This is a genomic window from Pseudomonas sp. HN2-3 (assembly GCF_020691745.1).
Lineage (GTDB): Bacteria > Pseudomonadota > Gammaproteobacteria > Pseudomonadales > Pseudomonadaceae > Aquipseudomonas > Aquipseudomonas capeferrum.
Genome location: NZ_CP085704.1, coordinates 1,292,824 through 1,318,954 on the forward strand (window position 1 = coordinate 1,292,824; position 26,131 = coordinate 1,318,954).

The window sequence follows — 26,131 nt, forward strand, 5'->3', positions numbered from 1 at the left end:
TTGGTCGCAGGGCGGTTGCTTACAGCCGAGCGGATGCTCAATAATTGCGCAATTGAGAATGCATGGCAGTTGCTAATGAATCCCGTAGCTATTCACGCCTCCAACATCCTCGCGATCGAGGATGACCCGGTACTGGGCGCCTATCTGCACGAAGAGCTGCAGCGGGGCGGTTTCCAGGTGACCTGGTGCCGCAATGGTCTCGAAGGACTTGAAACGGCAGGCCGTCAGGCCTTCGATGTGGTGCTCATGGACATCCTGCTGCCCGGGCTCAACGGCCTGGATGCACTGGCCCAGTTGCGCCTGCGCAGCGCCACGCCGGTAATTCTGATGTCGGCGCTGGGCGCCGAGGCCGATCGTATCAGCGGTTTTCAGCGGGGCGCCGACGACTACCTGCCCAAGCCCTTCAGCATGGCCGAACTGCAGGTGCGCATCGAGGCGATCCTGCGGCGTGTGGCCCTGGAGCGGCGTCATCAGCCGCAGCAGGAAGCCGTTTCAGGCGGTTTGCAGTTTGACGAAGTGCTCAGCGATGTACGGCTCGAAGGGCGCCTGGCCGGCCTCACCCCGAGCGAATACCGGCTGCTCGAGATCCTCAACCGCAACCTGGATGAGGTGCTGAGCAAACCCTTCCTTTATCAGCAGGTTCTGCAGCGTGGTTACTCGCGGCATGATCGCAGCCTCGACATGCACGTCAGCCAGATCCGCCGCAAGCTCAAGGGCATCGGCTACCAGGAGCGGCAGATCCGCACCGTCTGGGGCAAGGGCTACGTGCTCAGCGCCAGCGAAATGGAGTAAGCCATGCTCGACCGCCATTCACTGTTCTGGAAGCTGGCCATTCTGTTGGTGGGCTTCTGCCTGCTGATGATCGGCCTGAGCTACACCTGGGGCCGGCACATGGAAACCCAGAACGCCTTCCTTTCCGAGCCGGCGCGGCAGTTGCTGCGCGGCTACGCGGCCGAGGCCGAACGGGCCTGGCGCAGCGGCGGGCGAGCAGGGCTGGACCAGTGGGTGGGCGAGATGCACCAGCGCGAGCGCGGCTGGGTCGGCGTGCTCGACAGCAACCTGCGGCCGCTCGACAGCGCCACCCTGCGCCCCGATATCATGCAAAGGCTGACGCGCCTGCGCAGCGTCGACTGGCCCATGAGCCGGCGCAGTGTCGACCAACCTTGGCTGCGCATTCCATTCCCGGGGGCGCCGGAGCAGGGCATGCTGGTGATCGAGCTGCCTGAGCGCCTCAACCCCGGCCAGTACCGTGTGCTGTGGCGGGTGGTGACCAACGGCATCATCCCTGGTCTGTTCACCCTGCTGCTGTGCGTGGGCCTGTACCGCATGCTGATCGTGCCACTCAACCAGTTGCGTGAGCAGGCCAATGCCTGGCGCGCCGACCAACTGTCGGCGCGCCTCGACCCGCGCACCATTGCCCGGCATGACGAGCTTGGCGAACTGGCCCGGGCGTTCGACCAGATGGCCGACCGGCTGCAGGGCACGGTGGCCCTGCAGCAGCAGATGTTGCGCGACCTGTCCCACGAAATGCGCACGCCGCTTAGCCGGCTGCGTGTGGCCTGTGATGGCGAAACCGACCTGCAGGGCCTGCGCGAGCGGCTGGCGCGTGAGGTGGACTGCATGCAGCAATTGGTCGAGGGCACCTTGCAACTGGCCTGGCAAGACGCCGAGCGCGCGCCGATGAACCTGGAGCCGATCCAGGTCCAGGCGCTGTGGGAGCTGCTCGCCGAAGATGCCAGTTACGAAAGCGGCTGGTCACCCGCGCGGCTGCGCTGTGAACTGCCCGCCAGTTGCTGGGTGCAGGGCAATCTCAATTACCTGGCCCAGGCGCTGGAAAACCTGCTGCGCAATGCCATCCGTCACTCGCCGGCCGACGGCCTGGTACGCCTCGGCGGGCAGCGCGAGGGCAACCACTGGTGGCTGTGGCTGGAGGATGAAGGCCGGGGCGTGGCCGAGGAGGACCTGGAACGGATCTTCGCGCCGTTTTCCCGGCTGGATGGTTCGCGCCCCGGCGACGGCGGGTTCGGCTTGGGCTTGAGCATTGCCCGCAGCGCCATCCAGCGCCAGGGCGGGACCTTGTGGGCGGAGAATGGCAAGCGGGGCCTGCGCTTGTGGATGCGCCTGCCCGTGCATGAACCCGCAGCCCGCGAACAGGGCGACAAGCGGCCGCAGCGCCCCGCTTATAGCGTGTAGCTATATGCATCGCAGATTGCGTGATATGGCCGGGAAAGGTTTGCCGGTATGATAGGCGCCCCTGCCGTCCGGATTGTGAAATACGCCATGACCTTGCAGTACCCAACCATCGCCGATTGCGTCGGCAATACGCCCCTGGTTCGCCTGCAGCGCATTGCCGGAGAGACCAGCAACACGCTTCTGCTCAAGCTCGAAGGCAACAATCCCGCCGGCTCGGTCAAGGACCGCCCGGCGCTGTCGATGATCACCCGCGCCGAACTGCGCGGCCAGATCAAACCTGGCGACACGCTGATCGAGGCCACCTCGGGCAACACCGGCATCGCCCTGGCGATGGCGGCAGCGATCAAGGGTTACAAGATGATCCTGATCATGCCGGACAACTCCACCGCCGAACGCAAGGCCGCCATGACGGCCTACGGCGCCGAGTTGATCCTGGTGACCAAGGAGGAGGGCATGGAAGGTGCCCGTGACCTCGCCGAGAAGCTGCAGGCCGAAGGCCGCGGCCTGGTGCTCGACCAGTTCGCCAATGGCGACAACCCGATCGCCCACTACAACAGCACCGGCCCGGAGATCTGGCAGCAGACCCAGGGCAACATCACCCATTTCGTCAGTTCCATGGGTACCACCGGCACCATCATGGGCTGCTCGCAGTACCTCAAGGAGCAGAACCCGGCGGTGCAGATCATCGGCCTGCAGCCGATGGAAGGCTCGGCTATCCCGGGCATCCGTCGGTGGCCGGAGCAATACCTGCCGAAAATCTTCGACGCCAGCCGCGTGGACCGCGTGGTCGACATGTCGCAGCAGGAAGCCGAAGACATCACCCGCCGCCTTGCCCGTGAAGAGGGCATTTTCTGCGGCGTGTCTTCCGGCGGTGCGGTCGCGGCGATGCTGCGCCTGTCTCGCGAGGTGGAAAACGCGGTAATGGTCGCAATCATCTGCGACCGTGGTGACCGATACCTGTCCACTGGCCTGTTTGACCCGAGCTAAATGTCCAAGAAGAAAAGCAACAGCGGCCTGCGCTTCCAGCCAGCCGGTGGCAACCGTAGCCCTCAGGTTCCCGTGGGCAAGAAACAGCGCCTGGATATCGAGCGCCTGGCCGGTGACGGCCGTGGCATCGCCTTCCATGAAGGGCGTACCTGGTTCGTCAGCGGCGCGTTGGCCGGTGAGGCCGTCGAGGCCCGCGTGCTCAATGCCCGCGGCAAGGTGGTGGAGGCGCGCCTGGAACGCGTGCTGCAGGCCAGCCCCGAACGGCGCGAGGCGCCGTGCCGGCACTATGCGCGCTGTGGTGGCTGCAACCTGCAGCATTTGCCCCACGAAGGGCAACTGGCGCTCAAGCAGCGCACGCTGGCCGAGCAACTGCAGCGGGTTGCCGGCATACAACCCGACGCATGGGCCGCCCCGCTGAGCGGGCCGGAATTCGGCTACCGACGCCGGGCGCGGGTAGCCGTGCGCTGGGACATCAAGGCGCGTCAGCTGGAAGTCGGCTTCCGTGCCGAAGCCAGTCAGGAGATCATTTCCATCGACGAATGCGCGGTGCTGGTACAGCCCTTGCAGTCGATTCTGCGTCACTTGCCGACCGCCTTGCGTGCGTTGAGCAAACCGCAGGTAATCGGCCATGTCGAGCTGTTCAGCGGCACTGCCGAAGCCGTGCTGGTACGCCATGTCGCGCCGCTGGCGGAAGATGACCTGGCACGCCTGCAGGCATTTTGCAGCGAGGCCGGGGCGCAGCTCTGGCTGCAGGGTGAAGGTGAGCCGGCGCCCGTGGATACGGCCGCGAAACTGGGCTTTGCCCTTGAGCCCTGGCAGTTGGAACTGGCCTGGCGCCCCGGCGACTTCGTGCAGGTCAACGCGCAGGTCAACACGGCGATGATCGAGCAGGCCCTGGCCTGGCTCGCACCCACGGCCGACGAGCGTGTGCTGGACCTGTTCTGCGGCCTGGGCAACTTTGCCCTGCCGCTGGCCCGCCAGGCCCGTGAAGTGGTGGCGGTGGAAGGTGTACAGGCCATGGTCGATCGGGCTGCGGCCAATGCCCGAAACAACAATGTGCATAACGCACGGTTTTTTCAGGCCGATTTATCGCAGCCTTTGGCAGGTGCCGAATGGGCCGCCGAAGGCTTTTCTGCGGTACTCTTGGATCCACCGCGCGACGGTGCTTTCGAGGTGGTGCGAGATATCGCCCGCCTCAAGGCCAAGCGGCTGGTCTACGTATCGTGCAACCCGGCCACGCTGGCGCGAGACGCCCAGGTGCTGGTCGGTCAGGGGTACCGGTTAAAAAGGGCCGGGATTCTCGACATGTTTCCTCAGACGGCGCATGTCGAGGCCATGGCGTTATTCGAGGCGGGCTAGCAGACTGGCCCGTTGGTGGGGTTGCCAGGGAATGGCGGCCACACAGTGGAAGCCTGCGTACCCGCGTGGTGCGCTGTATGGAAAGGTAAAACAAAGATGGTACAGGTGAGAGTGCACCAGCCGGTCAACACCGACGGCAGTATCAATCTCGAAGCATGGCTGGATCATGTGGTAAGCGTCGATTCGGCCCTGAATCGCGCGGAACTCAAAGAAGCCTGCGAGTTCGCTCACGAAGTCGAGAGAAAGGGTAACCCTGCCAAGCATTCCTGGGCCGACGGTACGTCCAGCTTCCAGGCGGGCCTGGAGATCGCCGAAATTCTCGCCGACCTCAAGCTCGACCAGGATTCGCTGGTAGCGGCCGTCATCTACCGCTCGGTGCGCGAAGGCAAAGTGACCTTGGCCGAAGTCAGTCAGCGCTTTGGGCCGGTGGTGTCCAAATTGATCGACGGCGTGCTGCGCATGGCGGCCATCAGTGCCAGTCTCAGCCCGCGCCAATCGTTGGTGCTGGGCTCCCAGGCGCAGGTCGAGAACCTGCGCAAGATGCTCGTGGCCATGGTCGACGATGTGCGCGTGGCGCTGATCAAGCTGGCCGAGCGCACCTGTGCAATCCGCGCGGTCAAGGCTGCCGACGACGATAAACGCCTGCGTGTCGCGCGCGAAGTGTTCGACATCTATGCACCACTGGCTCACCGCCTGGGTATCGGTCACATCAAGTGGGAGCTGGAAGACCTGTCTTTCCGTTACCTCGAACCCGACCAGTACAAACAGATCGCCAAGCTCCTGCACGAGCGCCGGCTGGACCGCGAGCGCTTCATCAGCGACGTGATGAACCAGTTGCAGAACGAACTGCTGGCCACCGGCGTGAATGCCGATATCAGTGGCCGGGCAAAACACATCTATTCGATCTGGCGCAAGATGCAGCGCAAAGGCCTGGAATTCAGCCAGATCTACGATGTGCGCGCAGTGCGCGTGCTGGTGCCGGAGATCCGCGACTGCTACACCGCATTGGGCATCGTTCATACGCTGTGGCGGCACATCCCCAAGGAGTTCGACGACTACATCGCCAACCCCAAGGAGAACGGCTACCGCTCGTTGCACACGGCGGTGATCGGCCCCGAGGGCAAGGTGCTGGAGGTGCAGATCCGTACCCATGGCATGCACGAGGAAGCCGAACTGGGCGTGTGCGCGCACTGGCGCTACAAGGGTACCGACGTCAAGCCCAGCTCCAATCATTACGAAGAGAAGATTTCCTGGCTGCGCCAGGTGCTCGAGTGGCATGAAGAGCTGGGTGACATCGGCGGCCTGGCCGAACAGCTGCGGGTCGACATCGAGCCTGACCGGGTCTATGTGTTCACCCCCGACGGCCATGCCATCGACCTGCCCAAGGGCGCTACACCGCTGGACTTCGCCTACCGCGTGCACACCGAAATCGGTCACAACTGCCGCGGCGCCAAGATCAACGGGCGTATCGTGCCGCTCAACTACAGCCTGCAGACGGGCGAGCAGGTCGAGATCATCACCAGCAAACACGGCAACCCCAGCCGTGACTGGTTGAACTCCAACTTGGGTTACGTCACCACCTCGCGGGCACGGGCGAAGATTGTCCATTGGTTCAAGCTGCAGGCACGCGACCAGAACGTGGCGGCCGGCAAGACCTTGCTCGAACGTGAACTCAGCCGCCTGGGCCTGCCCCAGGTGGACTTCGAGCGCCTGGCCGAGAAGACCAACGTCAAGACCGCCGAAGACATGTTCGCCTCGCTGGGTGCGGGTGATCTGCGCCTGGCGCACCTGGTCAACGCCGCCCAGCAATTGCTCGAGCCCGAGCGCATCGAGCAGATCGAGCTGGTGCAACGCAAGCCCACCGGGCCGCGTACCGGCAAGCGCGGCGATATCCAGATCCAGGGTGTCGGCAACCTGCTGACGCAGATGGCCGGCTGCTGCCAGCCGCTGCCAGGCGATGCCATCGTCGGCTATATCACCCAGGGCCGGGGTGTGAGCATCCACCGCCAGGACTGCGCTTCGGTGCTGCAACTGGCAGGCAAGGAGCCAGAGCGGATGATCCAGGTCAGTTGGGGGCCGATCCCGGTGCAGACCTACCCGGTCGACATCGTCATCCGTGCCTACGACCGCCCAGGCTTGCTGCGTGACGTGTCGCAGGTACTGCTCAACGAGAAGATCAACGTGCTGGCGGTCAACACCCGCTCGAACAAGGAAGACAACACGGCGTTGATGTCGCTGACCATCGAGATTCCAGGCCTGGATGCGCTTGGGCGCTTGCTGGGGCGGATCTCGCAGTTGCCGAACATCATCGAGACGCGGCGTAATCGTACGCCTTGAGACTGGGGTGGCAGCTTCGCGGGTTCACCCGCGAGCAGCCACCACCGGAGGACCTTGCTTAATGACCTACACCCTCGAAGACCTGCTGCACCTCATGGCCCGCCTGCGTGACCCGCAACATGGCTGCCCGTGGGATTTGCAGCAGGACTACGCCAGCATCGTCCCGCACACCCTCGAAGAAGCCTACGAGGTCGCCGACACCATCGAGCGCGGCGATTTCGAGCACTTGCAGGGCGAGCTCGGCGACCTGTTGTTCCAGGTGGTCTACTACAGCCAACTGGCCCGGGAAGAGGGGCGTTTCGCCTTTGACGGGGTGGTCGACAGCATCACCCGCAAGCTGATCCGCCGCCACCCGCACGTATTCCCCACCGGCGAGCTGTACGCACCGGTGGGCACGCCCAGCCTGAGCGAGGCCGAGGTCAAGTTGCGCTGGGAACAGATCAAGGCCGAAGAGCGCGCCGAAAAGAGCGAGCCTGAACAGCTGTCGCTGCTCGATGATGTGCCTGCGGCATTGCCGGCGCTGTCGCGGGCAGCCAAACTGCAGAAGCGTGCGGCCACGGTCGGTTTCGACTGGCCTGACGCATTGCCGGTGCTGGACAAGGTCCGCGAGGAGCTGGATGAAGTCCTGCAGGCCATGGCCGACGGTGATGCCGATGCCCTACAAGACGAGGTCGGCGATCTGCTGTTCGCCACCGTCAACCTGGCCCGCCACCTCAAGCAAGACCCGGAGCATGCCCTGCGCCGCGCCAACCGCAAGTTCGAGCGACGTTTCCGCTTTATCGAACAGGCATTGCGCGACAGCGGTCGGCCCATCGAAGATTGTAGCCTTGACGCGCTGGATGCCCTTTGGGGTGAAGCCAAACGTCAGGAAAAGAACCTGCCCAGCTGCGGCTGAGCTGTTGCATAAGTGAGTGAATTCATGAGCCTTTCCCTTCGCGACCAATTGCTCAAAGCCGGTCTGGTCAACCAGAAACAGGTCTCGCAGACCAACAAAGCCGAAAAGAAACAAAAGCGCCTGGAGCACAAAGGCCAGGTCGAGGTGGATGACACCCAGCAGCGCCTCGCCAAGGAAGCCATGGCTGACAAGGCCAAGCGTGACCAGGAGCTTAACCGCCAGCAGCAGGAAAAGGCCGAGCAAAAGGCCCGTGCCGCGCAGGTCAAGCAGTTGATCGAAGCGACTCGCCTGCCCAAGCTCAACAGCGAGGACTACTACAACTTCGTCGACGACAAGAAGGTCAAGCGCATTGCCGTCAATGCCCTGATGCGCAGCAAGCTGAGCAATGGCTCGCTGGCGGTGGTCTCTTTCGCTGGCGGCTACGAGGTGATTCCGCGTGAGGCGGCGGTGAAGATCCAGGAGCGCGACCCGCATCGCGTGCTGCTGCTCAACACCCACGTCGAAGAGGCCAACGAGGATGACCCTTATGCGGCTTACAAGATCCCTGACGACCTGATGTGGTAAGCATGAAAAACCCCGCCTAGGCGGGGTTTTCTTTTGAAGGCGGTGTCATTGCGTGGCGCGCAGGTTTTCCAGGTCTTCGAGCTCTACCCGATACTGGTGGGCTTCATGTTCGTTGTGAAACATTCCGACCAGTTGGCCCTGCTGGTGCACATCCCAGATCCGCACGCCAGCGGCCAGGCCTTCGTGGGACATTTTCGATTCGTCGCGTTCGGTTACTTGGACTGTCATCGGTAAACTCCACTTTTCAGTTGGCTGCGGCACTGTGTCGCAGGTCTTCTTTATAGAGTTTGTTAGCAGCCTAAGTAAATAAAACGGGCATGAAACAAGTTTCATGTAAGGGCGGCCAGGCAAAAAGAAGCCCCGCACAAGGCGGGGCTGCAGGTGCTTCAGGCTGCGGTTGATCAGTTACCCTTCACCGCCTTGCCATCGACCGTGCCATCCTGCAGCACGATCACATACTCCTTGCCATCGGTTTCGACCTGGCGCAGTTGCACCAGCAGGTAGTCCCAGTTCTTGGCGAACCACAGCTCGGTGATGCGCTTGCTTTGGCTCGGGTCGCGCACGCGCTCGACCTTGACCGCATCGACCTGGCCGGTCTTGGTGGTGACCTTCTCGGTGCCCAGTACGCGGAAGTCGTAGGTGTCGATCTCGTCACCGTCGACCACCTGGTAGGTCATGCTCTTCTTGCCGGCGGCCACGTCATGCTGCAGCGCCAGCTGGTAGGACGACTTGTCGAGCACGCCGCGGTTGAGCGGCAGGCTGACGGCATCGCCGCGGTCGCTACCGGTGACTTTCTTGCTGTTCCAGTCGAAGTTCAGGTCGACCTTCTTCGCCTTGCCCAGGCCGCCACGTTCGAAGTGATACTTCTGCGGCAGCAGGGTGTCGTTTTCCAGGCGCAGGGTGCTTTGCTCGGTCAGGCTGGCGATCATCATGGAAGCCCGGAAATTGAGGTCCCAGGTACCATTGGCATTCTTGACCAGGCTGCGTTCGGCGGTGCCGCTCATGGGCAGCTGCTTCCAGTCGGCGGTGTAACTGGCCGAGAAAGGCTTCAGATCAGCTGCCTGGAGGGGCAGGGCGAGCACGGCGAGAGCCAAAAGCAGGGCGCGACGCATATATTCTCCTAGGGTCGAATCAAGTGACCGCTGGCCGCCAGAGGCTGGCCATCCAGTAACGCACCGTGTTCACCCAGACGCAAGCGTCCTTCGGCGAACCAGTGCACCGCCAGCGGGTAGATCTGGTGTTCCTGGTGGTGAACCCGCTGGGCCAGGCTTTCAGCGGTGTCGTCCGACGTCACCGGTACCACAGCCTGTACGACCAGTGGGCCGCCATCGAGTTCCTCGGTGACGAAGTGTACGCTGCAGCCATGCTCGGCGTCGCCTGCCTCCAGAGCCCGGCGATGGGTATGCAAGCCCTTGTACTTGGGCAGCAGCGACGGGTGGATATTGAGCAGGCGGCCCTGATAGTGGCGCACGAAACCGCCACTGAGGATGCGCATGAAACCGGCCAGCACCACCAGGTCGGGCGCAAAGCCGTCGATGCGTGCCATCAGCGCCGCATCGAAAGCTTCGCGGCCGTCGAAGCCGGTGTGGTCCAGCACGGCGGTATCGATGCCAGCGGCTGCAGCGCGCTGCAGGCCGTAGGCATCGGCGCGGTTGGAAACCACCGCACGGATGCGCACCGGGCTGTCTTCACTGCTGCAGCTGTCGATCAGGGCTTGCAGGTTGCTGCCGGAACCCGACAGCAGTACCACTACATTGCAGGTCTTGCTCGGCATCAGTGTGCCTTGAGGTTCTGCAGCTCGACCTGGGCGGCGCCTTCTGCGGCCTGCTCGATGCGGCCGATGACCCAAGGCTGTTCGCCTTCTGCACGCAGCACGTTCAGGGCGTTTTCGACCTGGTCCTGGGCCACGCAGATGACCATGCCAACGCCGCAGTTCAGTACGCGGTGCATTTCATGCTCGTCAACGTTGCCTTGTGCCTGCAGGAAGTCGAATACCGCCGGGCGCTGCCAGCTGGCCACGTCGACCACGGCCTGGGCGTTCTTTGGCAGTACGCGCGGGATGTTGTCCAGCAGGCCGCCACCGGTGATGTGGGCCATGGCCTTGACTGCGCCGGTCTGCTTGATCAATTGCAGCAGCGGTTTGACGTAGATGCGGGTCGGCGCCATCAGCAGGTCGGTCAGTGGCTGGCCGTCGAGCTGGGTGTTTTCGATGTCCGTGCCGGACACTTCGAGGATCTTGCGGATCAGCGAGTAGCCGTTGGAGTGCGGACCGGAAGACGGCAGGGCGATCAGCGCGTCACCGGTGGCAACCTTGGAGCCGTCGATGATCTCGGCCTTTTCCACGACGCCGACGCAGAAGCCGGCCAGGTCGTAGTCTTCGCCTTCGTACATGCCTGGCATCTCGGCGGTTTCGCCACCGACCAGCGAGCAACCGGCCAGTTCACAGCCGGCACCGATGCCGGTGACTACGGTGGCGGCGACGTCGACGTTGAGCTTGCCAGTGGCGTAGTAGTCGAGGAAGAACAGCGGCTCGGCACCGCATACCACCAGGTCGTTGACGCACATGGCGACCAGGTCCTGGCCGATGCTGTCGTGCTTGTTCAGGTTCAGGGCAAGGCGCAGCTTGGTGCCGACGCCGTCGGTGCCGGAGACCAGAACCGGCTGCTTGTAGCCGGCCGGGATCTCGCAGAGGGCGCCGAAGCCGCCCAGGCCACCCATGACTTCAGGGCGTGCGGTGCGTTTTGCCACGCCCTTGATGCGTTCGACCAGTGCTTCGCCGGCGTCGATGTCTACACCGGCGTCCTTGTAGCTCAGGGAGGGTTGCTTGCTCATTGATCCAGGCCTTTAGGAGGGAGGGATTCTTAAAAACGACCATGACGGCCAAGGCCGGCTGTGTAAGCGGCGGCTGCCTGAAACGTCAGAGGTCTGCGAAGGCGCGCGATTTTATCAGGGTTGCCGTGCAGCGGCCATCCTCAGGCCGACGGGCAGGGGTCGAAAGCGTTAAAAAGGTGATGGGGGGAGGGGGCTTGCTTGGGTTTTTTGGGGAGGTGGGCGAATTGAGGCGTGAAGCGGATGGTTTGAAAGTTGTGTCGCCTATGAGATCGAGCGCAGCCATTGGCGCGCGCCCCTTTGGCGCTACCATCAATATCGCGTCGTACAAACAAGGCGGTCGCGCGCAAATGGTACAGGCCTCACTGGCCCGAAACAAATGTGGGAGCGAGCTTGCTCGCGATGCGCCGCGCGGGCGGCGCTCGATGTCAGCCCCACCGCCTGACTCAAGACAAACCCCAAAGAAAACCATCCTTTCACTGTCTGCGACTGGTTGCCGCGCGAAGCGCTGTATAAGGTATAGACAGGACGATCATGCGAAAGGCCCCGCGCGCAGGAGCATTTGTCATTCCACCGCGGTCACAGTCTGCACGTTAACGGCCCGTTTCACCTAGTTTCTGGACAGGAATCCTTCATGCATCTTCTCAAAAATCTGGCAGCGGGATGCCTTGCCCTGGTGGCTGTCGCCGCCCAGGCCGAAACCGTCTCCGGGCTCTACCAAGTGCGTGAGCCGCTTGCAGGGCAGGGCGCCGAAGCCCGTACCCAGGCAACCGGCAAGGCCCTCGATACCTTGATTCTGCGCCTGACCGGCGACCCGAAAGCGGCGCAAAACCCGGCTTTGGCGGAGTTGCGCAAGGACCCGCAGCAAATCATCAACCAGGTCGGTACCGAAGCCGGCCCGCCCGAATCGGTGCTGGTCGAGTTCGACCCCGGCAGTACCGAACGTGCCTTGCGCAAGGCCGGCCTGGCCCTGTGGGGCAGCAACCGGCCGTCGATCATCGGCTGGTGGCTTAACGACAGCGTCGAAGGTAGCAACCTGGTCGGCGACGGCCAGGCCACTGCCCAGCCACTGCGCCGTGCGGCACAGCACCGAGGCTTGCCATTGCGCTTGCCGCTGGCCGACCTGCAGGAGCAACTGGTGGCCAACGCCAAGCAAATCGAGGCCAGTGACCCAGCGCCGCTGCGCGAAGCGTCCGAGCGCTACGCGGCCGATGCACTGCTGGCGGTCCACGCCCATGAAGCGGATGGCAAATGGCAAGGCAGATGGCAGTTGTGGGTGGGTGACCAGCGCGAGCAGGGTAATGCCGAGGGCGCCGACCAGGCGGCCTTGGCCGACGCGGTGATGCTGGCGGTGAGCAGCCGCCTGGCGCCGCGCTATGTGACCCGCCCTGGTGCCAGCAGCCAGCTGCAGCTCCAGGTGCAGGGGATGAACCTGCAGCGCTACGCCGAATTGAGCCGGGTGCTCGAACCGTACGGCGCGCGACTGAAGATGGCCGAAGGCAGCACGCTGACCTACGGTGTCACCGCCAACCGCGAACAATTGCGTGCCCAACTGGGGCTGGCCAAGCTGCAGGAAGTGCCGGCCGAGCAGGTCCCCGCTGCACCCGTGGTCCCCGCGCCTGCACCTGGCGCTGCCGCAGAGCAGCCCGCAGTGCCCAAGCCGTTCGACGGCCTGCGTTTTCGCTGGTAAGGAGTACCGACCGTGACCGATATGCGCCGCTGGATCTGGCTGGGTGCGGCACTGCTGTTCGCCGTGCTGCTATATAGCTTGCACAACATTCTTGCCCCCTTTCTGATCGGTATTCTGCTGGCTTATCTGGCAGACCCTCTGGTTGACCGCCTGGAGCGCCTGGGGCTGTCACGCACCTGGGGCGTGGTGGTGGTGTTCAGTCTCTTCACCCTGCTGTTCATGGCCCTGCTGCTGGTGCTGGTGCCGATGCTGGCCAAGCAGCTGCTGCGCCTGTACGAGCTGGCGCCGCAGATGCTCGACTGGTTGCAGCATCAGGCGTTGCCTTGGGTGCAACACCGCCTTGGCCTGGCCGATGGCTTCTGGAAGTTCGACAAGATCAAGGCAGCCATTGGCGAGCACATGGGCCAGACCACCGACATCGTCGGCATCGTGCTGTCCCAGGCGACGGCTTCGAGCCTGGCCTTGATGGCCTGGCTGGCCAACCTGGTGCTGATCCCGGTGGTGGGGTTCTACCTGCTGCGTGACTGGGACCTGATGATGGCCAAGTTGCGCAGCCTGCTGCCGCGCCAGCGCGAGTCGCAAATAGTGGGGTTGGCGCAAGAGTGCCATGAAGTCCTGGGCGCGTTCGTCCGCGGCCAATTGATGGTGATGCTCGCGCTGGGCGTCATCTACTCGGCAGGGCTGATGCTGGTGGGGCTCGAACTCGGCCTGTTGATCGGCATGCTGGCGGGGTTGGCAGCCATCGTGCCGTACATGGGCTTCATCATCGGTATTGGTGCGGCGTTGGTCGCCGGCCTGTTCCAGTTCGGTGGCGACCTGTATCCGATGCTGGGCATCGTTGCGGTGTTCATGGTCGGCCAGGCGCTGGAAGGCATGGTGCTGACGCCGTTGCTGGTGGGCGACCGTATCGGCTTGCACCCGGTGGCAGTGATCTTCGCCATTCTTGCCGGTGGCGAGTTGTTCGGCTTCACCGGTGTGCTGCTGGCGCTGCCGGTGGCGGCAGTGATCATGGTGCTGCTACGTCATGTGCATGATCTGTACAAAGAGTCGGACATGTATGACGCCGATGTCGATCCGCAGTTGTAAATTACCCAGTCAGACCGAGCAGGGCAGGTCGCAAGCCTTTGATTTTGCTTGTGCTCTTCTGCTCCCTGATTGTGCCGTCCGCGTTGCGGGTATAGACTTTGCACACTGTCCACCAAAGGCCCCCTGTGGTCCCAGCGACCGCCCGCGAGCATGAAACCACCGATCCAGTTGCCCCTGGGTGTGCGCCTGCGCGATGACGCCACCTTCATCAACTACTATCCGGGCGCCAATGCTGCGGCATTGGGCTACGTCGAGCGCCTATGCGAAGCCGACGCCGGCTGGACCGAGAGCCTCATCTACCTGTGGGGCAAGCAGGGTGTCGGCCGCACCCACCTGTTGCAGGCCGCCACCCACCGCTTCCAGCAGTTGGGCGAACCCGCCGTTTACTTGCCGTTGGCGCAACTGCTCGAGCGGGGTGTCGAATTGCTCGATCACCTCGAACAGTACGAGCTGGTGTGCATTGACGACCTGCATGTAATTGCTGGCAAGGCCGACTGGGAAGAGGCCATGTTCCACCTGTTCAATCGCCTGCGTGACAGTGGCCGTCGTTTGCTGCTGGCGGCCTCCAGCTCGCCGCGCGAGCTGCCCATCAAGCTCGCCGACCTCAAGTCGCGGCTGACCCTGGCACTGATCTTCCAGATGCGTGGCATGTCCGATGAAGACAAGCTGCGTGCCTTGCAGTTGCGTGCCTCGCGCCGTGGCCTGCACCTCACCGATGAGGTCGGGCATTTCATCCTTACCCGCGGTACCCGCAGCATGAGCGCACTGTTCGATCTGCTCGAACGCCTCGACCAGGCATCGCTGCAGGCGCAGCGCAAGCTGACCATCCCTTTCCTGAAAGAAACCCTGGGCTGGTAAGCCCCTGAAAATCCTGGGCTAGAGCGGAAAAACGAAAAAGTCACATCTTTTTCGATAAAATTTGCAAATGGCCATGATAGAGGGCATAGTTTCCCCCTTCTAAAGGATTACAGACACGGTCGTGCCCATGCTAAAGCGCTTCGCACCCCTCGTGCCCCTCGCACTCGTGACCCTGCTTTTCGGCTGCGCGGCCCAAGGCCCGGTATCCCAGCCCCAGGATCACACCCCGATCGACGCCCAATCGGCGTTCAAGGCCAAAGCCTCGCCTTCGTCCGTATTCGGCGAACCGGAAGAGCTGGCCACCGAAGATGATCTGGCGGCCTTCTCCAGCAACAGCAAGCCTTATCAGCTGCCGGTTCTGGCTGACAGCATTCTCGAGCGCGGCATGGCGTTGATCGGCACCCGCTACCGCTTCGGTGGTACCTCGGAGAAGTCAGGCTTCGATTGCAGCGGCTTCATCGGTTACCTGTTCCGCGAAGAAGCCGGCATGACCTTGCCGCGTTCGACGCGTGAAATGATCAACGTCGATGCCCCGAAAGTGGCCCGTAACAAGCTCAAGCCAGGCGACCTGCTGTTCTTCAGCACCAATGGCCGCGGCCGGGTCAGCCATGCCGGCATCTACTTGGGTGACAACCAGTTCATCCACTCCAGCAGCCGCCGCAGCGGTGGTGTGCGCATCGACAGCCTCGGTGATCGCTACTGGAGCAAGACCTTCATCGAAGCCAAGCGAGCCTTGGCGATGGCGCCGACCAACATCGCGCGCAACTGATACCCAGATGATGTACCGTGCCACGGCGGCGATGCTTTAAAAAAGCTCGCCGCCGTGCGCATTTACAGAAAGCGTCTAATCTAAATTCTCAACACTTTTCGGCTGCGGTCCAGCGGTCTCAGACAGGATGTTCTGGCCATGGTAATGATGGCGCGCTTCGCATTCCTCTCCCTGGTGGCATTGCTTGCTGCCTGCTCCAGCCGCGCGCCTGCGCCGGCCCCTGTGGTCAAGCCGCAGGTCTCCTACAGCCAACTGCCTGATGCTTCGCCGATTGCCGACGACGTGTTGATCCGCGCGATCGGGCTGGTGGGCACGCCTTACCGATGGGGTGGCAATACGCCTGACTCCGGGTTCGATTGCAGTGGCCTGATCAAGTATGTCTATCGGGATGCCGCTGGCATCAGCTTGCCGCGCTCGACGCGGGAGATGATCGTCATGCGTGCGCCGACCGTGGATGCGAAGGCGCTGCAGTCAGGTGACCTGGTGTTCTTTGCCACCAGCGGCGGGTCGCAGGTCAGCCATGCCGGCATCTACGTGGGGGAGGGGCGTTTCGTGCACGCACCGTCCACCGGTGGCACGGTGCGTCTGGACTACCTGTCCAACAGTTACTGGGCCAAGGCTTACCTGCAGGCCAAGCGGGTGATTCCCCAGGGGCATCTGGCGCAAAACCCCTGATCGCCTGAAGGCGGCCCGGCAAGGCCGCCTTGACTCACCGTTACCGCGCAGCGCTCACCCGCCAGATCATATTGCCCACGTCATCCGCCACCAGCACCCCACCGCGCTGATCGTTGATCACGCCCACCGGCCGGCCCATGGCCTTGCCATTGCCATCCAGAAACCCGGTGAGCAGGTCGACGGGCTTGCCGACAGGCTTGCCGGCACTGTCGAACGGCACGAAAATCACCTTGTAGCCACTGTGTGGCTTGCGATTCCATGACCCGTGCTGGCCCACGAATGCGCCTTGCCCGAAAGGCGCTGGCAGCACACCTGGCTTGGCGAACGTCAGCCCCAGTGAAGCCGTGTGCGGGCCGACGGCATAGTCCGGCACCAGTGCCTGGGCGACCTTTTGCGGCGCCTGTGGCTGGACCCGCTGGTCTACGTGCTGGCCGTAGTAGCTGTAGGGCCAACCATAGAAGCCGCCGTCCTTGACCGAGGTAATGTAGTCCGGCACCAGGTCGCTACCGATTTCGTCACGCTCGTTGACTGCCGTCCACAGTGCGCCGCTGTGTGGCTCCCAGGCCAGGCCATTGGGGTTGCGCAGGCCGCTGGCGTACAAACGCTGCTGGCCGCTGGCCGGGTCCACCTCCCAGATCGCCGCCCGCCCTTGTTCCTTGTCCAGGCCGTTTTCCCCCACATTGCTGTTGGAGCCAACCGTCACGTAGAGTTTCTTGCCATCTGGGCTGGCGATCACGTTCTTGGTCCAGTGATGGTTGAGCGGCCCGCCCGGTAGCTCGACCACCTGCTGGCCCTTGTCGCGTATCTGCATGGCCCCGGGCTCGTAGTGAAAACGCAGCAGCTTGTCGGTGTCGGCCACATAGAAGTCCTTGCCCACCAACGCCATCCCGAATGGGGAATTCAGGCCTTCCAGGAAGGTACTGCGAATTTCTGCGACGCCATCATGATCGGCATCGCGCAGCAGGGTGATGCGGTTGGCGCTGGGTACAGCGGCGCCGGCACGTTTCATCGCCTTGCCCATGGCCCAGCCACGCAGGCCTTTGCCGTCCTCGGGTTTTGGCGGCGCGTTGGTTTCGGCTACCAGCACGTCACCGTTGGGCAGTACATAGAGCCAGCGAGGGTGGTCGAGTTTGTCGGCGAAGGCCGCTACCTGCGTGCCCGTTGCAGCCTTGGGCTTGCCGCCGTCCGGCCAGCCGATGGCAGGGGCGATGTTGATGGTCGGAATCAGCGTTGCATGGGGTTCTGGCAACTGCGGCGAGGGGCCACTGCCTTCGCTGACGTTCAACAGTGCTGTGTCGCCGCAGCCCACCAGGCAGGCACTGATCGCCCAGGGTAAGACGTAGCCGATGTGGCGCATGTTCAATGCCCTCAGGAGATGATCTTTCATTATTCATAGCACGGCGCAACATGACTGGTTCAGCCCGGGGCGAATAACACCCGGCTGCGCAAGGCCATGCTCAGTGGTTATCTTCGTTCCTGCGCCCCGTTCGATTGACGCTCCCGCCCCAACCCTCTAACCTTCGCGGCGTGTTTCAGGTGCCCTGCCAGCCTCGTCTGAGCAGGGTGAAACTGGGAAGCCGGTGGGCGCCAGCAAAGGCGCGATTCCGGCGCTGCCCCCGCAACGGTAGGTGAGTCAAAGGTCGCGCACAGCCACTGGATGCCAGCATCCGGGAAGGCGCGCAGGCCCGGGCCAAGGCCCGCTCGCAAGCCCGGAGACCGGCCTGATACAGCCAACGGCATCACGGAGGGTGATGCGCGGTGCACCGTGGCCTACGGCCACTGCTCCTGCGCGCTCTGTGTCTGCCTGCCTATCGACCTGTCGCCGCCTTTCGCGTGGCGTCAGCCTGCGGAGACCCCTGATGAGCGAACCCACCGAACGCGACGAACGCCACTTGGCGCGCATGCAGCGCAAAAAGGCGATCATCGACGAGCGTATCGCCAATTCCCCCAACGAATGCGGCCTGCTGCTGGTGCTGACGGGCAATGGCAAGGGCAAGAGCAGCTCAGCTTTCGGCATGCTCGCCCGTGCCCTGGGCCATGGCATGCAGTGCGGCGTGGTGCAGTTCATCAAAGGCCGCAACAGCACTGGCGAAGAGCTGTTCTTCCGGCGTTTTCCCGAGCAGGTGCGTTATCATGTGATGGGCGAAGGCTTTACCTGGGAGACCCAGGACCGCCAGCGTGACATCGCCGCCGCTGAGGCCGCTTGGGCGGTGTCGCGCCAGCTGCTGCAGGACCCGACCGTGCAGTTCGTGGTGCTCGATGAACTCAATATCGCCCTCAAGCATGGTTACCTCGACCTCGACCAGGTGCTGTCCGACATCCAGGCCCGCCCGCCGATGCAGCACGTGATCGTCACCGGTCGCGCGGCCAAGCCTGAAATGATCGAGCTGGCCGACACCGTCACCGAGATGGGCATGCTCAAGCACGCCTTCCAGGCGGGTATCCGTGCGCAGAAAGGCGTCGAACTGTGACTCAGATGCGACACTGCCCGGCGGTATTGATTGCAGCGCCGGCTTCCGGCCAGGGCAAGACCACCGTCACCGCCGCCTTGGCCCGCCTGCACCGCAACCTTGGGCGCAAGGTTCGGGTGTTCAAATGCGGGCCCGACTTTCTCGACCCGATGATCCTCGAACGTGCCAGCGGCGCGCCGGTCTACCAGCTCGACCTGTGGATGATCGGCGCCCAGGAAAGCCGCCGCCTGCTGTGGGACGCAGCCGGGGAGGCCGACCTGATCCTGATCGAAGGGGTCATGGGGCTGTTCGACGGTACGCCGTCGAGCGCGGACCTGGCGCGCCACTTCGGCGTGCCGGTGCTGGCGGTAATCGACGGCACGGCCATGGCCCAGACCTTTGGCGCCCTGGCCCTGGGGCTGGCGCGTTACCAGACCGACCTGCCGTTTGCCGGTGTGCTGGCCAACCGGGTCGGCAGCCTGCGCCATGCGCAGCTGCTCGAAGGCAGCCTGACCGAGGGGTTGCGCTGGTATGGCGGCCTGTCGCGTGAACGCGGTATCGAACTGCCCAGCCGTCACTTGGGGTTGGTCCAGGCCAGCGAACTGAACGACCTGGATGCCCGCCTGGATGCTGCGGCCGAGGCGCTGGGTGCCAGTTGCGATGCTGCTTTACCCCCGCCGGTGGCGTTTGCCGAGCCCGAGCCACAGCCGGCCGCCGTGTCATTGGCCGGTGTGCGCATTGGCGTGGCCCGGGACGAGGCGTTTGCGTTCACCTATGGTGCCAACCTCGACCTGCTGCGCAACCTGGGCGCGAAACTGGTGTTTTTCTCGCCACTGCATGACCGTGAACTGCCAACCGTGGACAGCCTTTACCTGCCGGGCGGCTACCCCGAACTGCACCACCACGCGTTGGCGGCCAATACCGCCATGTGCGCGGCGATCCGTGACCATCACGGGCAGGGCAAGCCCTTGTTGGCCGAATGCGGCGGCATGCTCTACCTGCTCGACGCACTGACCGATGTGGCGGGGGAGCGTGCCGAACTGCTCGGTTTGCTGGCGGGCGAGGCGACCATGCAGAAACGCCTTGCAGCCCTGGCCTTGCAGGCCGTGGAGCTGCCGGAAGGTACCCTGCGTGGGCATACCTACCACCACTCCCTGACCAGCACCGAGCTGACACCGATCGCCCGTGGCCTGAGCCCCAACGGCGGGCGTGGCAACGAGGCGGTGTATCGCCTGGGACGTCTGACGGCATCCTACGTGCACTTCTACTTCCCCTCCAACCCTGACGCGGCGGCGGCGCTGCTGCGACCATGAGTCAACACGCTTTCAGCGACGCCGAGCGCGCCGCCGTGTACCGGGCCATCGGCGAGCGCCGCGACATGCGTCATTTTGCCGGTGGCGAGGTGGCCCCGGCGCTGCTTGGTCGCCTGTTGGCCGCGGCGCATCAGGCCCCCAGCGTCGGGCTGATGCAGCCCTGGCGGTTCATCCGTATCACCCAGCGTGGCCTGCGCGAGCGCATCCAGGCGCTGGTCGAGGAGGAGCGGGTACGCACCGCCGATGCCCTGGGTGAACGGTCCGATGCGTTCATGGCCCTCAAGGTCGAAGGCATCAACGATTGTGCTGAGCTGCTGGTGGCCGCCTTGATGGACCAGCGCGAGCCGCACATCTTCGGCCGTCGCACCTTGCCGGAAATGGACCTCGCCTCGCTGGCCTGCGCCATCCAGAACCTGTGGCTGGCGGCGCGAGCCGAAGGCCTGGGGATGGGCTGGGTGTCGTTGTTCGACCCGCTGGCCCTGGCCGAGCTGCTGGGCATGCCTGCCGGCGCCAAGCCGGTGGCCGTGCTGTGCCTGGGGCCTGTGACCGAATTCTATCCGGCGCCAATGCTGGTGCAGGAAAACTGGGCCGAACAACGCCCCTTGAGTGACATGCTGTATCACAACCAATGGGGAGAGCGGCCATGAGCGTTGCCTTGCTGACCGTGGCCGGGGTGGCCCTGGATGCCTTGCTGGGCGAGCCGCAACGGCGCCATCCACTGGTGGCGTTCGGCAACATGGCCGCCAACCTGGAGCGCCGCCTGAACGCTGGCGGGCGCGGTTGGCGCAGCCACGGGGTGAGCGCCTGGTTCATTGCCGTGGTGCCGCTGACCCTGGTCGCATTGATCCTGTCCTGGCTGCCGTACATCGGCTGGCTGGTGGACGTGCTGGCGCTGTATTGCGCCCTGGGGCTGCGCAGCCTTGGCGAGCATGTGTTGCCGGTGGCCAACGCGTTGCGCCAAGGCGACCTGGAAGAGGCACGGCGGCGGGTCGGCTACCTGGTCAGCCGCGAAACCCGCGAGCTGGACGAGCCCGCCGTGGCCCGGGCAGCCACCGAGTCGGTGCTGGAGAACGGCAGCGATGCCGTTTTTGCCGCGCTGTTCTGGTTTGTGCTGGCTGGCGCGCCCGGTGTGGTGTTGTACCGGCTGAGCAATACCCTGGATGCCATGTGGGGCTATCGCAACGAGCGTTTCGAGCGGTTTGGCTGGTGCGCGGCGCGTATCGACGATGTGCTCAACTATATTCCCGCAAGGCTGGTGGCGCTGACCTACGCGCTGCTCGGCAAGACTCGCCTGGCCCTGGCCTGCTGGCGCAACCAGGGGCCACTGTGGGACAGCCCCAACGCAGGCCCGGTGATGGCAGCCGGTGCCGGCGCGCTGGCGGTCGAACTTGGCGGCCCGGCGGTGTACCACGGTGAGCTGCACGAGCGGCCGCGCCTGGGCGAAGGGCCGATGGCCGATGCCGACGCCATCGAGCGCGGCTGGAGCCTGGTGCAGCGGGGTGTGTGGCTGTGGGTACTGGTGATTTGCCTGGGGGCTTACTGGAATGCTTGAACACGGTGGTCGTCTGCTGCGTGCGGTGCATCAATACGGCATCGCGCGTGAACATTGGCTCGACCTGTCCAGCGGCATCGCCCCTTGGTCTTACCCGATCCCGCCGATTCCCCTCGACGCCTGGGCGCGCCTGCCGGAAACCGAAGACGGCCTGGAAGAGGCCGCGCGGCAGTATTACGGCACTCGCCAGCTACTGCCGGTAGCCGGCTCGCAGGCCGCGATCCAGGCCTTGCCGTTGTTGCGCCCGGCTGGCCGGGTTGGCGTGCTGACCCCTTGCTACGCCGAGCATCCGCACGCCTGGCAGCGGGCAGGGCATCAGTTGCTGGAGCTGGATGAAGCCGAGGTCGAGGGCGCGCTCGACAGCCTCGATGTGCTGGTGCTGGTCAACCCCAACAACCCGACCGGCCGCCAGGTCAGCCGCGAGCGCCTGCTCGACTGGCATGGCCGCCTGGCAGCCCGCGGAGGCTGGCTTGTGGTCGACGAAGCGTTCATGGACAACACCCCCGCTCATAGCGTGGTCGACTGCGCCGAGCGGCCAGGCCTGATCGTGCTGCGTTCGTTTGGCAAGTTCTTTGGCCTGGCCGGTGTCCGGCTGGGCTTCGTGGCGGCTCAAGCAAGCCTGCTGCAGCGCCTGGCAGAGCTGCTTGGCCCTTGGACTGTCAGTGGCCCGACGCGGGTGCTGGCTCAGGCCTGTTTTGCCGACCACACCGCCCACCTGTTGCAGATCGACCGCTGCGCCGCCAGCAGCCAGCGGCTCGCGGCCTTGTTGCGCAGCACCGGCCTGGCCCCGAGCGGTGGCTGCGACCTGTTCCAGTACGTGCGCAGCGAACGTGCCGCGCACCTGCATGACTTTCTCGCCCGGCACGGCATCCTGGTTCGCCTGTTCGCGCTGCCGGCCGCCGTGCGCCTGGGCTTGCCTGCCTGCGCTGCGGACGAACAACGCCTGGCCCGGGCCCTGGCCGACTATCAAAAGGAAACGGCATGACCACGCTCATGGTGCAAGGCACCACCTCCGATGCCGGCAAGAGCACGCTGGTGACCGCGTTGTGCCGCTGGCTGCTGCGCCAGGGCGTCGGCGTGGTGCCGTTCAAGCCGCAGAACATGGCGCTCAACAGCGCGGTGACCGCCGACGGTGGCGAAATTGGCCGGGCCCAGGCCGTGCAGGCCCAGGCTTGCCGGCTGGCGCCGCACACTGACATGAACCCGGTGCTGCTCAAGCCCAACAGCGACACCGGCGCCCAGGTGATCATCCACGGGCGCGCGGTCACCAGCATGAATGCAGTGGCCTATCACGACTACAAGGCCACCGCCATGCAGGCCGTGCTGGCCTCGCACCAGCGCCTGAGCGCTGCGTACCCGGTGGTCATGGTCGAAGGTGCAGGCTCGCCTGCGGAGATCAACCTGCGTGCCGGCGACATCGCCAACATGGGCTTTGCCGAAGCGGTGGACTGCCCAGTGATTCTGGTGGCCGATATCAATCGGGGCGGGGTCTTCGCGCACCTTGTTGGCACTCTAGAATTGCTGTCGCCGAGTGAGCAGGCACGGGTCAAGGGCTTTGTCATCAACCGCTTTCGCGGTGATATCGCCCTGCTTCAGCCGGGCCTGGACTGGCTGGAAGCGCGCACCGGCAAGCCGGTGCTGGGCGTGTTGCCGTATGTCACCGACCTGCACTTGGAGGCCGAGGACGGCATAGATGTACGCCAGGCAGCCAAGCATGAGCGTGTATTGAAGGTGATCGTGCCGGTGTTGCCGCGCATCAGCAACCACACCGACTTCGACCCGCTGCGCCTGCACCCACAGGTCGACCTGCAATTCATCGGGCCAGGCCAACCGATACCGCCTGCGGACCTGATCATCCTGCCCGGCTCGAAAAGCGTGCGTGGCGACCTGGCGCAACTGCGCGAGCGCGGCTGGGATACCGCCATTGCCCGCCACTTGCGCTACGGCGGCAAGCTGATTGGTATCTGCGGCGGTTTGCAGATGCTCGGGACGCAGGTGCACGACCCGCTGGGGCTGGAAGGGCCGGCGGGCTCCAGCCCAGGGCTGGGGCTGCTCGAATACGCCACGGTGCTGGAGGCCGACAAGCAACTGCGCAACGTCACCGGTACCTTGAACCTGGAACAGGCGCCGGTGTCCGGCTACGAAATCCATGCCGGCGTTACCCAAGGCGCGGCCTTGGAACAGCCTGCCGTGCAGCTTGATGAGGGGCGCTGCGACGGTGCCATCAGTGCCGACGGGCAGGTCCTCGCCACGTACCTGCATGGCCTGTTCGAAGGCAGCGAGTCGTGCGCCGCGCTGTTGCGCTGGGCCGGGCTGGCGGACGCACAGACCATCGACTACCAGGCCCTGCGCGAACGTGATATCGAGCGCCTGGCGGACCTGGTGGAAAAGCACCTGGACACCGCGCACCTGCGCACACTGTGTGGAGTCGCCTGAAATGCGCAACCTGATCCTTGGTGGCGCGCGCTCCGGCAAGAGCCGCCTGGCCGAACAGTTGGCCAGCGACAGCGGCCTGCCGGTGACCTACATCGCCACCAGCGAGCCGCAGGACGGCGAAATGAACGAACGCGTGCGCCTGCATCGCCAGCGCCGGCCTGCCGACTGGGGGCTGATTGAAGAGCCCCTGGCGCTGGCTGCCGTGCTGCGCCGCGAAGCAGCCGCAGGGCGTTGCCTGCTGGTGGATTGCCTGACCCTGTGGCTGACCAACCTGCTGATGCTCGACGACGACCAGCGCCTGGCCGAGGAGCGTGATGCGCTGCTCGACTGCCTTGAGCAGTTGCCGGGTACCCTCATTCTGGTCAGCAACGAAACCGGCCTGGGTGTGGTGCCCATGGGCGAACTGACCCGGCGCTATGTCGACCAGGCCGGCTGGTTGCACCAGGCCGTTGCCGAGCGCTGTCAGCGCGTGGTACTGACCGTGGCTGGCCTGCCCCTTATGCTCAAAGGACCTGCACTATGACTCAAGCCTGGTGGCGTGACGCCTGCCAACCCCTCGACAACGCCGCCATGGACCAGGCCCGCGCCCGTCAGCAGCAGCTGACCAAACCTGCCGGTTCGCTCGGCCAGCTGGAAGGCCTGGCTGTGCACCTGGCGGGCCTGCAAGGCCGTGAGCGGCCCGCACTGGACCAGCTGGCCATCACCATTTTCGCCGGTGACCACGGCGTGGTCGAGGAAGGCATTTCAGCCTACCCGCAAGCGGTGACCGGGCAGATGCTGCGCAACTTCGTCGGCGGTGGCGCGGCGATCAGCGTGCTGGCCCGCCAGCTGCACGCCAGCCTGGACGTGGTCGACCTCGGTACCATCGACCCTACGCTGGAGCTGCCCGGCGTGAGGCATTTGCGCCTGGGCGCCGGCACCGCCAACTTCGCCCGCCAGCCCGCGATGACCGAGCGCCAGTTGCAGGCCGCGCTTGAGGCGGGCCGTGACAGCGCCCTGCGGGCGGCCGAACAGGGTGCGCAGTTGTTCATCGGCGGCGAAATGGGCATCGGCAACACCACCGCCGCCGCCGCCCTGGCCAGCAACCTGCTGGGTTGCCCGGCCCGTGAGCTGAGCGGCCCAGGCACTGGCTTGGACACCGCCGGTGTGCGGCACAAGGCCGAAGTCATCGAGCGTGCGCTGATCCTGCATGGTCTGCGCGCTGACGACCCGCTGCAGGCGCTGGCATGCGTTGGCGGTTTCGAGATCGCCGCCTTGGCCGGCGCCTACATCGCCTGCGCGCAAGAGGGTATCGCGGTGCTGGTGGACGGCTTCATCTGCAGTGTCGCCGCATTGGTGGCGGTGCGCCTCAACCCGCAGTGCCGGGCATGGCTGCTGTTTGCCCACCAAGGCGCGGAGCCAGGGCACAAGGCCCTGCTCGAAGCACTGCAGGCCGAACCGCTGCTGGCGCTGGGCCTGCGCCTGGGTGAGGGCAGCGGTGCCGCCCTGGCGGTGCCTTTGTTGCGCCTGGCCTGCGCACTGCACGGGCAGATGGCGACGTTTGCCGAGGCCGCCGTGGCGGACCGCCCGGCATGATCCTCGACCTGCTGCGCCACGGCGAAACGGAGCAAGGTGGCCTGCGTGGCAGCCTTGACGATGCCCTGACCGAAAAGGGCTGGGCGCAGATGCGTGACGCCGTCGCCGAGGCTGGCCCATGGCAAGTGCTGGTCAGCTCGCCCTTGCAGCGTTGTGCACGGTTTGCCGACGAGTTGGGGGCACGGCTACACCTGCCGGTACAGCGCGAGGCGGGTCTGCAGGAGCTGCATTTCGGTGATTGGGAAGGGCGCAGCGCGGCGCAGATCATGGAAGACCAGGCCGACGCCCTGGGGCGTTTCTGGGCGGATCCTTACGCGTGTACGCCGCCCAACGGTGAGCCGGTCGAGGCGTTTGCCGAGCGCGTTCTGGCTGGCGTCGAGCGCCTGGGCCAGCAGCATGCCGGCAAGCGTGTGCTGCTGGTCACCCACGGCGGCGTGATGCGCCTTTTGCTGGCCCGGGCGCGTGGCATGCCCAGGGAGCACTTGCTGCAGGTGGAGGTTGCCCACGGCGCATTGGTCCGCCTGGTGCTGCGTGACGACGGCCAATGGGCCGAGGCGCACTGA

At 64.7% G+C, this 26,131-nt stretch carries 26 protein-coding genes and 1 riboswitch; of the genes, 21 read left to right on the forward strand and 5 right to left on the reverse strand.

Translation table 11 applies throughout. The features are described from left to right. The first annotated feature begins 75 nt into the window (after window positions 1-75). From LJX93_RS05885 to LJX93_RS05915, 7 genes are all read left to right on the forward strand, one after another. Complete coding sequence (locus LJX93_RS05885; RefSeq protein WP_033700824.1) at window positions 76-792, forward strand: response regulator transcription factor; 717 nt, start codon at window positions 76-78, stop codon at window positions 790-792. Between the two features lie 3 nt (window positions 793-795). Beyond that, complete coding sequence (locus tag LJX93_RS05890; RefSeq protein ID WP_033700823.1) at window positions 796-2,193, forward strand: sensor histidine kinase; 1,398 nt, start codon at window positions 796-798, stop codon at window positions 2,191-2,193. A gap of 87 nt (window positions 2,194-2,280) precedes the next feature. Then, on the forward strand, window positions 2,281-3,180 hold the full coding sequence (gene cysM / locus LJX93_RS05895; protein WP_156311322.1) for a cysteine synthase CysM: 900 nt from the start codon (window positions 2,281-2,283) through the stop codon (window positions 3,178-3,180). Next, entirely contained in the window at window positions 3,181-4,539 is a 1,359-nt protein-coding gene (rlmD, locus tag LJX93_RS05900) for a 23S rRNA (uracil(1939)-C(5))-methyltransferase RlmD (RefSeq protein WP_033700820.1), read from the forward strand. Between the two features lie 96 nt (window positions 4,540-4,635). Then, complete coding sequence (gene relA / locus LJX93_RS05905; protein ID WP_033700819.1) at window positions 4,636-6,876, forward strand: GTP diphosphokinase; 2,241 nt, start codon at window positions 4,636-4,638, stop codon at window positions 6,874-6,876. Window positions 6,877-6,937: 61 nt separating this feature from the next. Beyond that, entirely contained in the window at window positions 6,938-7,771 is an 834-nt protein-coding gene (gene mazG, locus LJX93_RS05910) for a nucleoside triphosphate pyrophosphohydrolase (protein WP_095064094.1), read from the forward strand. A 24-nt stretch (window positions 7,772-7,795) separates the two neighbouring features. Further along, window positions 7,796-8,335 (forward strand): DUF2058 domain-containing protein, encoded by a 540-nt coding sequence (locus LJX93_RS05915; protein ID WP_033700817.1) that lies wholly within the window; start codon window positions 7,796-7,798, stop codon window positions 8,333-8,335. A 45-nt stretch (window positions 8,336-8,380) separates the two neighbouring features. On the opposite strand, the gene LJX93_RS05920 is transcribed toward LJX93_RS05915, so the two are convergent. From LJX93_RS05920 to purM, 4 genes are all read right to left on the reverse strand, one after another. Continuing rightward, entirely contained in the window at window positions 8,381-8,563 is a 183-nt protein-coding gene (locus LJX93_RS05920; RefSeq protein ID WP_033700816.1) for a hypothetical protein, read from the reverse strand. Between the two features lie 173 nt (window positions 8,564-8,736). Next, window positions 8,737-9,447 (reverse strand): DUF3108 domain-containing protein, encoded by a 711-nt coding sequence (locus LJX93_RS05925; RefSeq protein ID WP_033700814.1) that lies wholly within the window; start codon window positions 9,445-9,447, stop codon window positions 8,737-8,739. 8 nt (window positions 9,448-9,455) lie between these two features. After that, window positions 9,456-10,109, reverse strand: coding sequence for a phosphoribosylglycinamide formyltransferase (gene purN, locus LJX93_RS05930; protein ID WP_047581673.1), 654 nt, complete (start codon window positions 10,107-10,109; stop codon window positions 9,456-9,458). Continuing rightward, the gene (gene purM, locus LJX93_RS05935) at window positions 10,109-11,167 is read right to left on the reverse strand and encodes a phosphoribosylformylglycinamidine cyclo-ligase (protein WP_033700811.1); all 1,059 of its coding nucleotides are present in this window, start codon (window positions 11,165-11,167) and stop codon (window positions 10,109-10,111) included. Before purM ends, purN begins: the two co-directional genes overlap by 1 nt. A gap of 631 nt (window positions 11,168-11,798) precedes the next feature. Between purM and LJX93_RS05940 the strand changes: the two genes are divergently transcribed. From LJX93_RS05940 to LJX93_RS05960, 5 genes are all read left to right on the forward strand, one after another. Continuing rightward, window positions 11,799-12,854: a DUF2066 domain-containing protein gene (locus LJX93_RS05940; RefSeq protein WP_033700810.1), complete on the forward strand. Its 1,056-nt coding sequence runs from the start codon at window positions 11,799-11,801 to the stop codon at window positions 12,852-12,854. Window positions 12,855-12,866: 12 nt separating this feature from the next. Continuing rightward, a complete protein-coding gene (locus LJX93_RS05945) occupies window positions 12,867-13,940 on the forward strand; it encodes an AI-2E family transporter (protein WP_033700808.1) in 1,074 nt (357 codons plus the stop codon). Window positions 13,941-14,090: 150 nt separating this feature from the next. Continuing rightward, on the forward strand, window positions 14,091-14,798 hold the full coding sequence (hda, locus tag LJX93_RS05950; RefSeq protein ID WP_027595859.1) for a DnaA regulatory inactivator Hda: 708 nt from the start codon (window positions 14,091-14,093) through the stop codon (window positions 14,796-14,798). Between the two features lie 127 nt (window positions 14,799-14,925). Next, on the forward strand, window positions 14,926-15,567 hold the full coding sequence (locus LJX93_RS05955; RefSeq protein WP_033700807.1) for a C40 family peptidase: 642 nt from the start codon (window positions 14,926-14,928) through the stop codon (window positions 15,565-15,567). Window positions 15,568-15,705: 138 nt separating this feature from the next. Further along, window positions 15,706-16,242 carry an NlpC/P60 family protein gene (locus tag LJX93_RS05960; protein ID WP_033700806.1) on the forward strand — a complete coding sequence of 179 codons (537 nt, stop codon included), beginning with the start codon at window positions 15,706-15,708 and terminating at the stop codon, window positions 16,240-16,242. Between the two features lie 40 nt (window positions 16,243-16,282). On the opposite strand, the gene LJX93_RS05965 is transcribed toward LJX93_RS05960, so the two are convergent. Then, window positions 16,283-17,599 carry a PQQ-dependent sugar dehydrogenase gene (locus tag LJX93_RS05965; RefSeq protein WP_227697293.1) on the reverse strand — a complete coding sequence of 439 codons (1,317 nt, stop codon included), beginning with the start codon at window positions 17,597-17,599 and terminating at the stop codon, window positions 16,283-16,285. A 160-nt stretch (window positions 17,600-17,759) separates the two neighbouring features. After that, window positions 17,760-17,982: riboswitch (cobalamin riboswitch) on the forward strand. A 119-nt stretch (window positions 17,983-18,101) separates the two neighbouring features. Between LJX93_RS05965 and cobO the strand changes: the two genes are divergently transcribed. The 9 genes from cobO to LJX93_RS06010 are packed head-to-tail and all read left to right on the forward strand — an operon-like array spanning window position 18,102 to window position 26,131. Then, window positions 18,102-18,713, forward strand: coding sequence for a cob(I)yrinic acid a,c-diamide adenosyltransferase (cobO, locus tag LJX93_RS05970; protein WP_095064096.1), 612 nt, complete (start codon window positions 18,102-18,104; stop codon window positions 18,711-18,713). Continuing rightward, entirely contained in the window at window positions 18,710-20,005 is a 1,296-nt protein-coding gene (locus tag LJX93_RS05975) for a cobyrinate a,c-diamide synthase (protein WP_227696832.1), read from the forward strand. Before cobO ends, LJX93_RS05975 begins: the two co-directional genes overlap by 4 nt. After that, window positions 20,002-20,652: a 5,6-dimethylbenzimidazole synthase gene (gene bluB, locus LJX93_RS05980; RefSeq protein ID WP_033700801.1), complete on the forward strand. Its 651-nt coding sequence runs from the start codon at window positions 20,002-20,004 to the stop codon at window positions 20,650-20,652. Before LJX93_RS05975 ends, bluB begins: the two co-directional genes overlap by 4 nt. Continuing rightward, complete coding sequence (gene cbiB, locus LJX93_RS05985) at window positions 20,649-21,557, forward strand: adenosylcobinamide-phosphate synthase CbiB (protein WP_033700800.1); 909 nt, start codon at window positions 20,649-20,651, stop codon at window positions 21,555-21,557. Before bluB ends, cbiB begins: the two co-directional genes overlap by 4 nt. Continuing rightward, window positions 21,550-22,542 carry a threonine-phosphate decarboxylase CobD gene (gene cobD, locus LJX93_RS05990; RefSeq protein WP_047581683.1) on the forward strand — a complete coding sequence of 331 codons (993 nt, stop codon included), beginning with the start codon at window positions 21,550-21,552 and terminating at the stop codon, window positions 22,540-22,542. Before cbiB ends, cobD begins: the two co-directional genes overlap by 8 nt. Next, window positions 22,539-23,993 carry a cobyric acid synthase gene (locus LJX93_RS05995; RefSeq protein WP_227696833.1) on the forward strand — a complete coding sequence of 485 codons (1,455 nt, stop codon included), beginning with the start codon at window positions 22,539-22,541 and terminating at the stop codon, window positions 23,991-23,993. Before cobD ends, LJX93_RS05995 begins: the two co-directional genes overlap by 4 nt. Before the next feature lies 1 nt (window position 23,994). Next, window positions 23,995-24,516, forward strand: coding sequence for a bifunctional adenosylcobinamide kinase/adenosylcobinamide-phosphate guanylyltransferase (cobU, locus tag LJX93_RS06000; RefSeq protein WP_227696834.1), 522 nt, complete (start codon window positions 23,995-23,997; stop codon window positions 24,514-24,516). Further along, window positions 24,513-25,568: a nicotinate-nucleotide--dimethylbenzimidazole phosphoribosyltransferase gene (gene cobT, locus LJX93_RS06005; protein ID WP_047581687.1), complete on the forward strand. Its 1,056-nt coding sequence runs from the start codon at window positions 24,513-24,515 to the stop codon at window positions 25,566-25,568. The genes cobU and cobT overlap by 4 nt, the downstream gene beginning before the upstream one ends. Further along, a complete protein-coding gene (locus LJX93_RS06010; protein WP_227696835.1) occupies window positions 25,565-26,131 on the forward strand; it encodes a histidine phosphatase family protein in 567 nt (188 codons plus the stop codon). The genes cobT and LJX93_RS06010 overlap by 4 nt, the downstream gene beginning before the upstream one ends.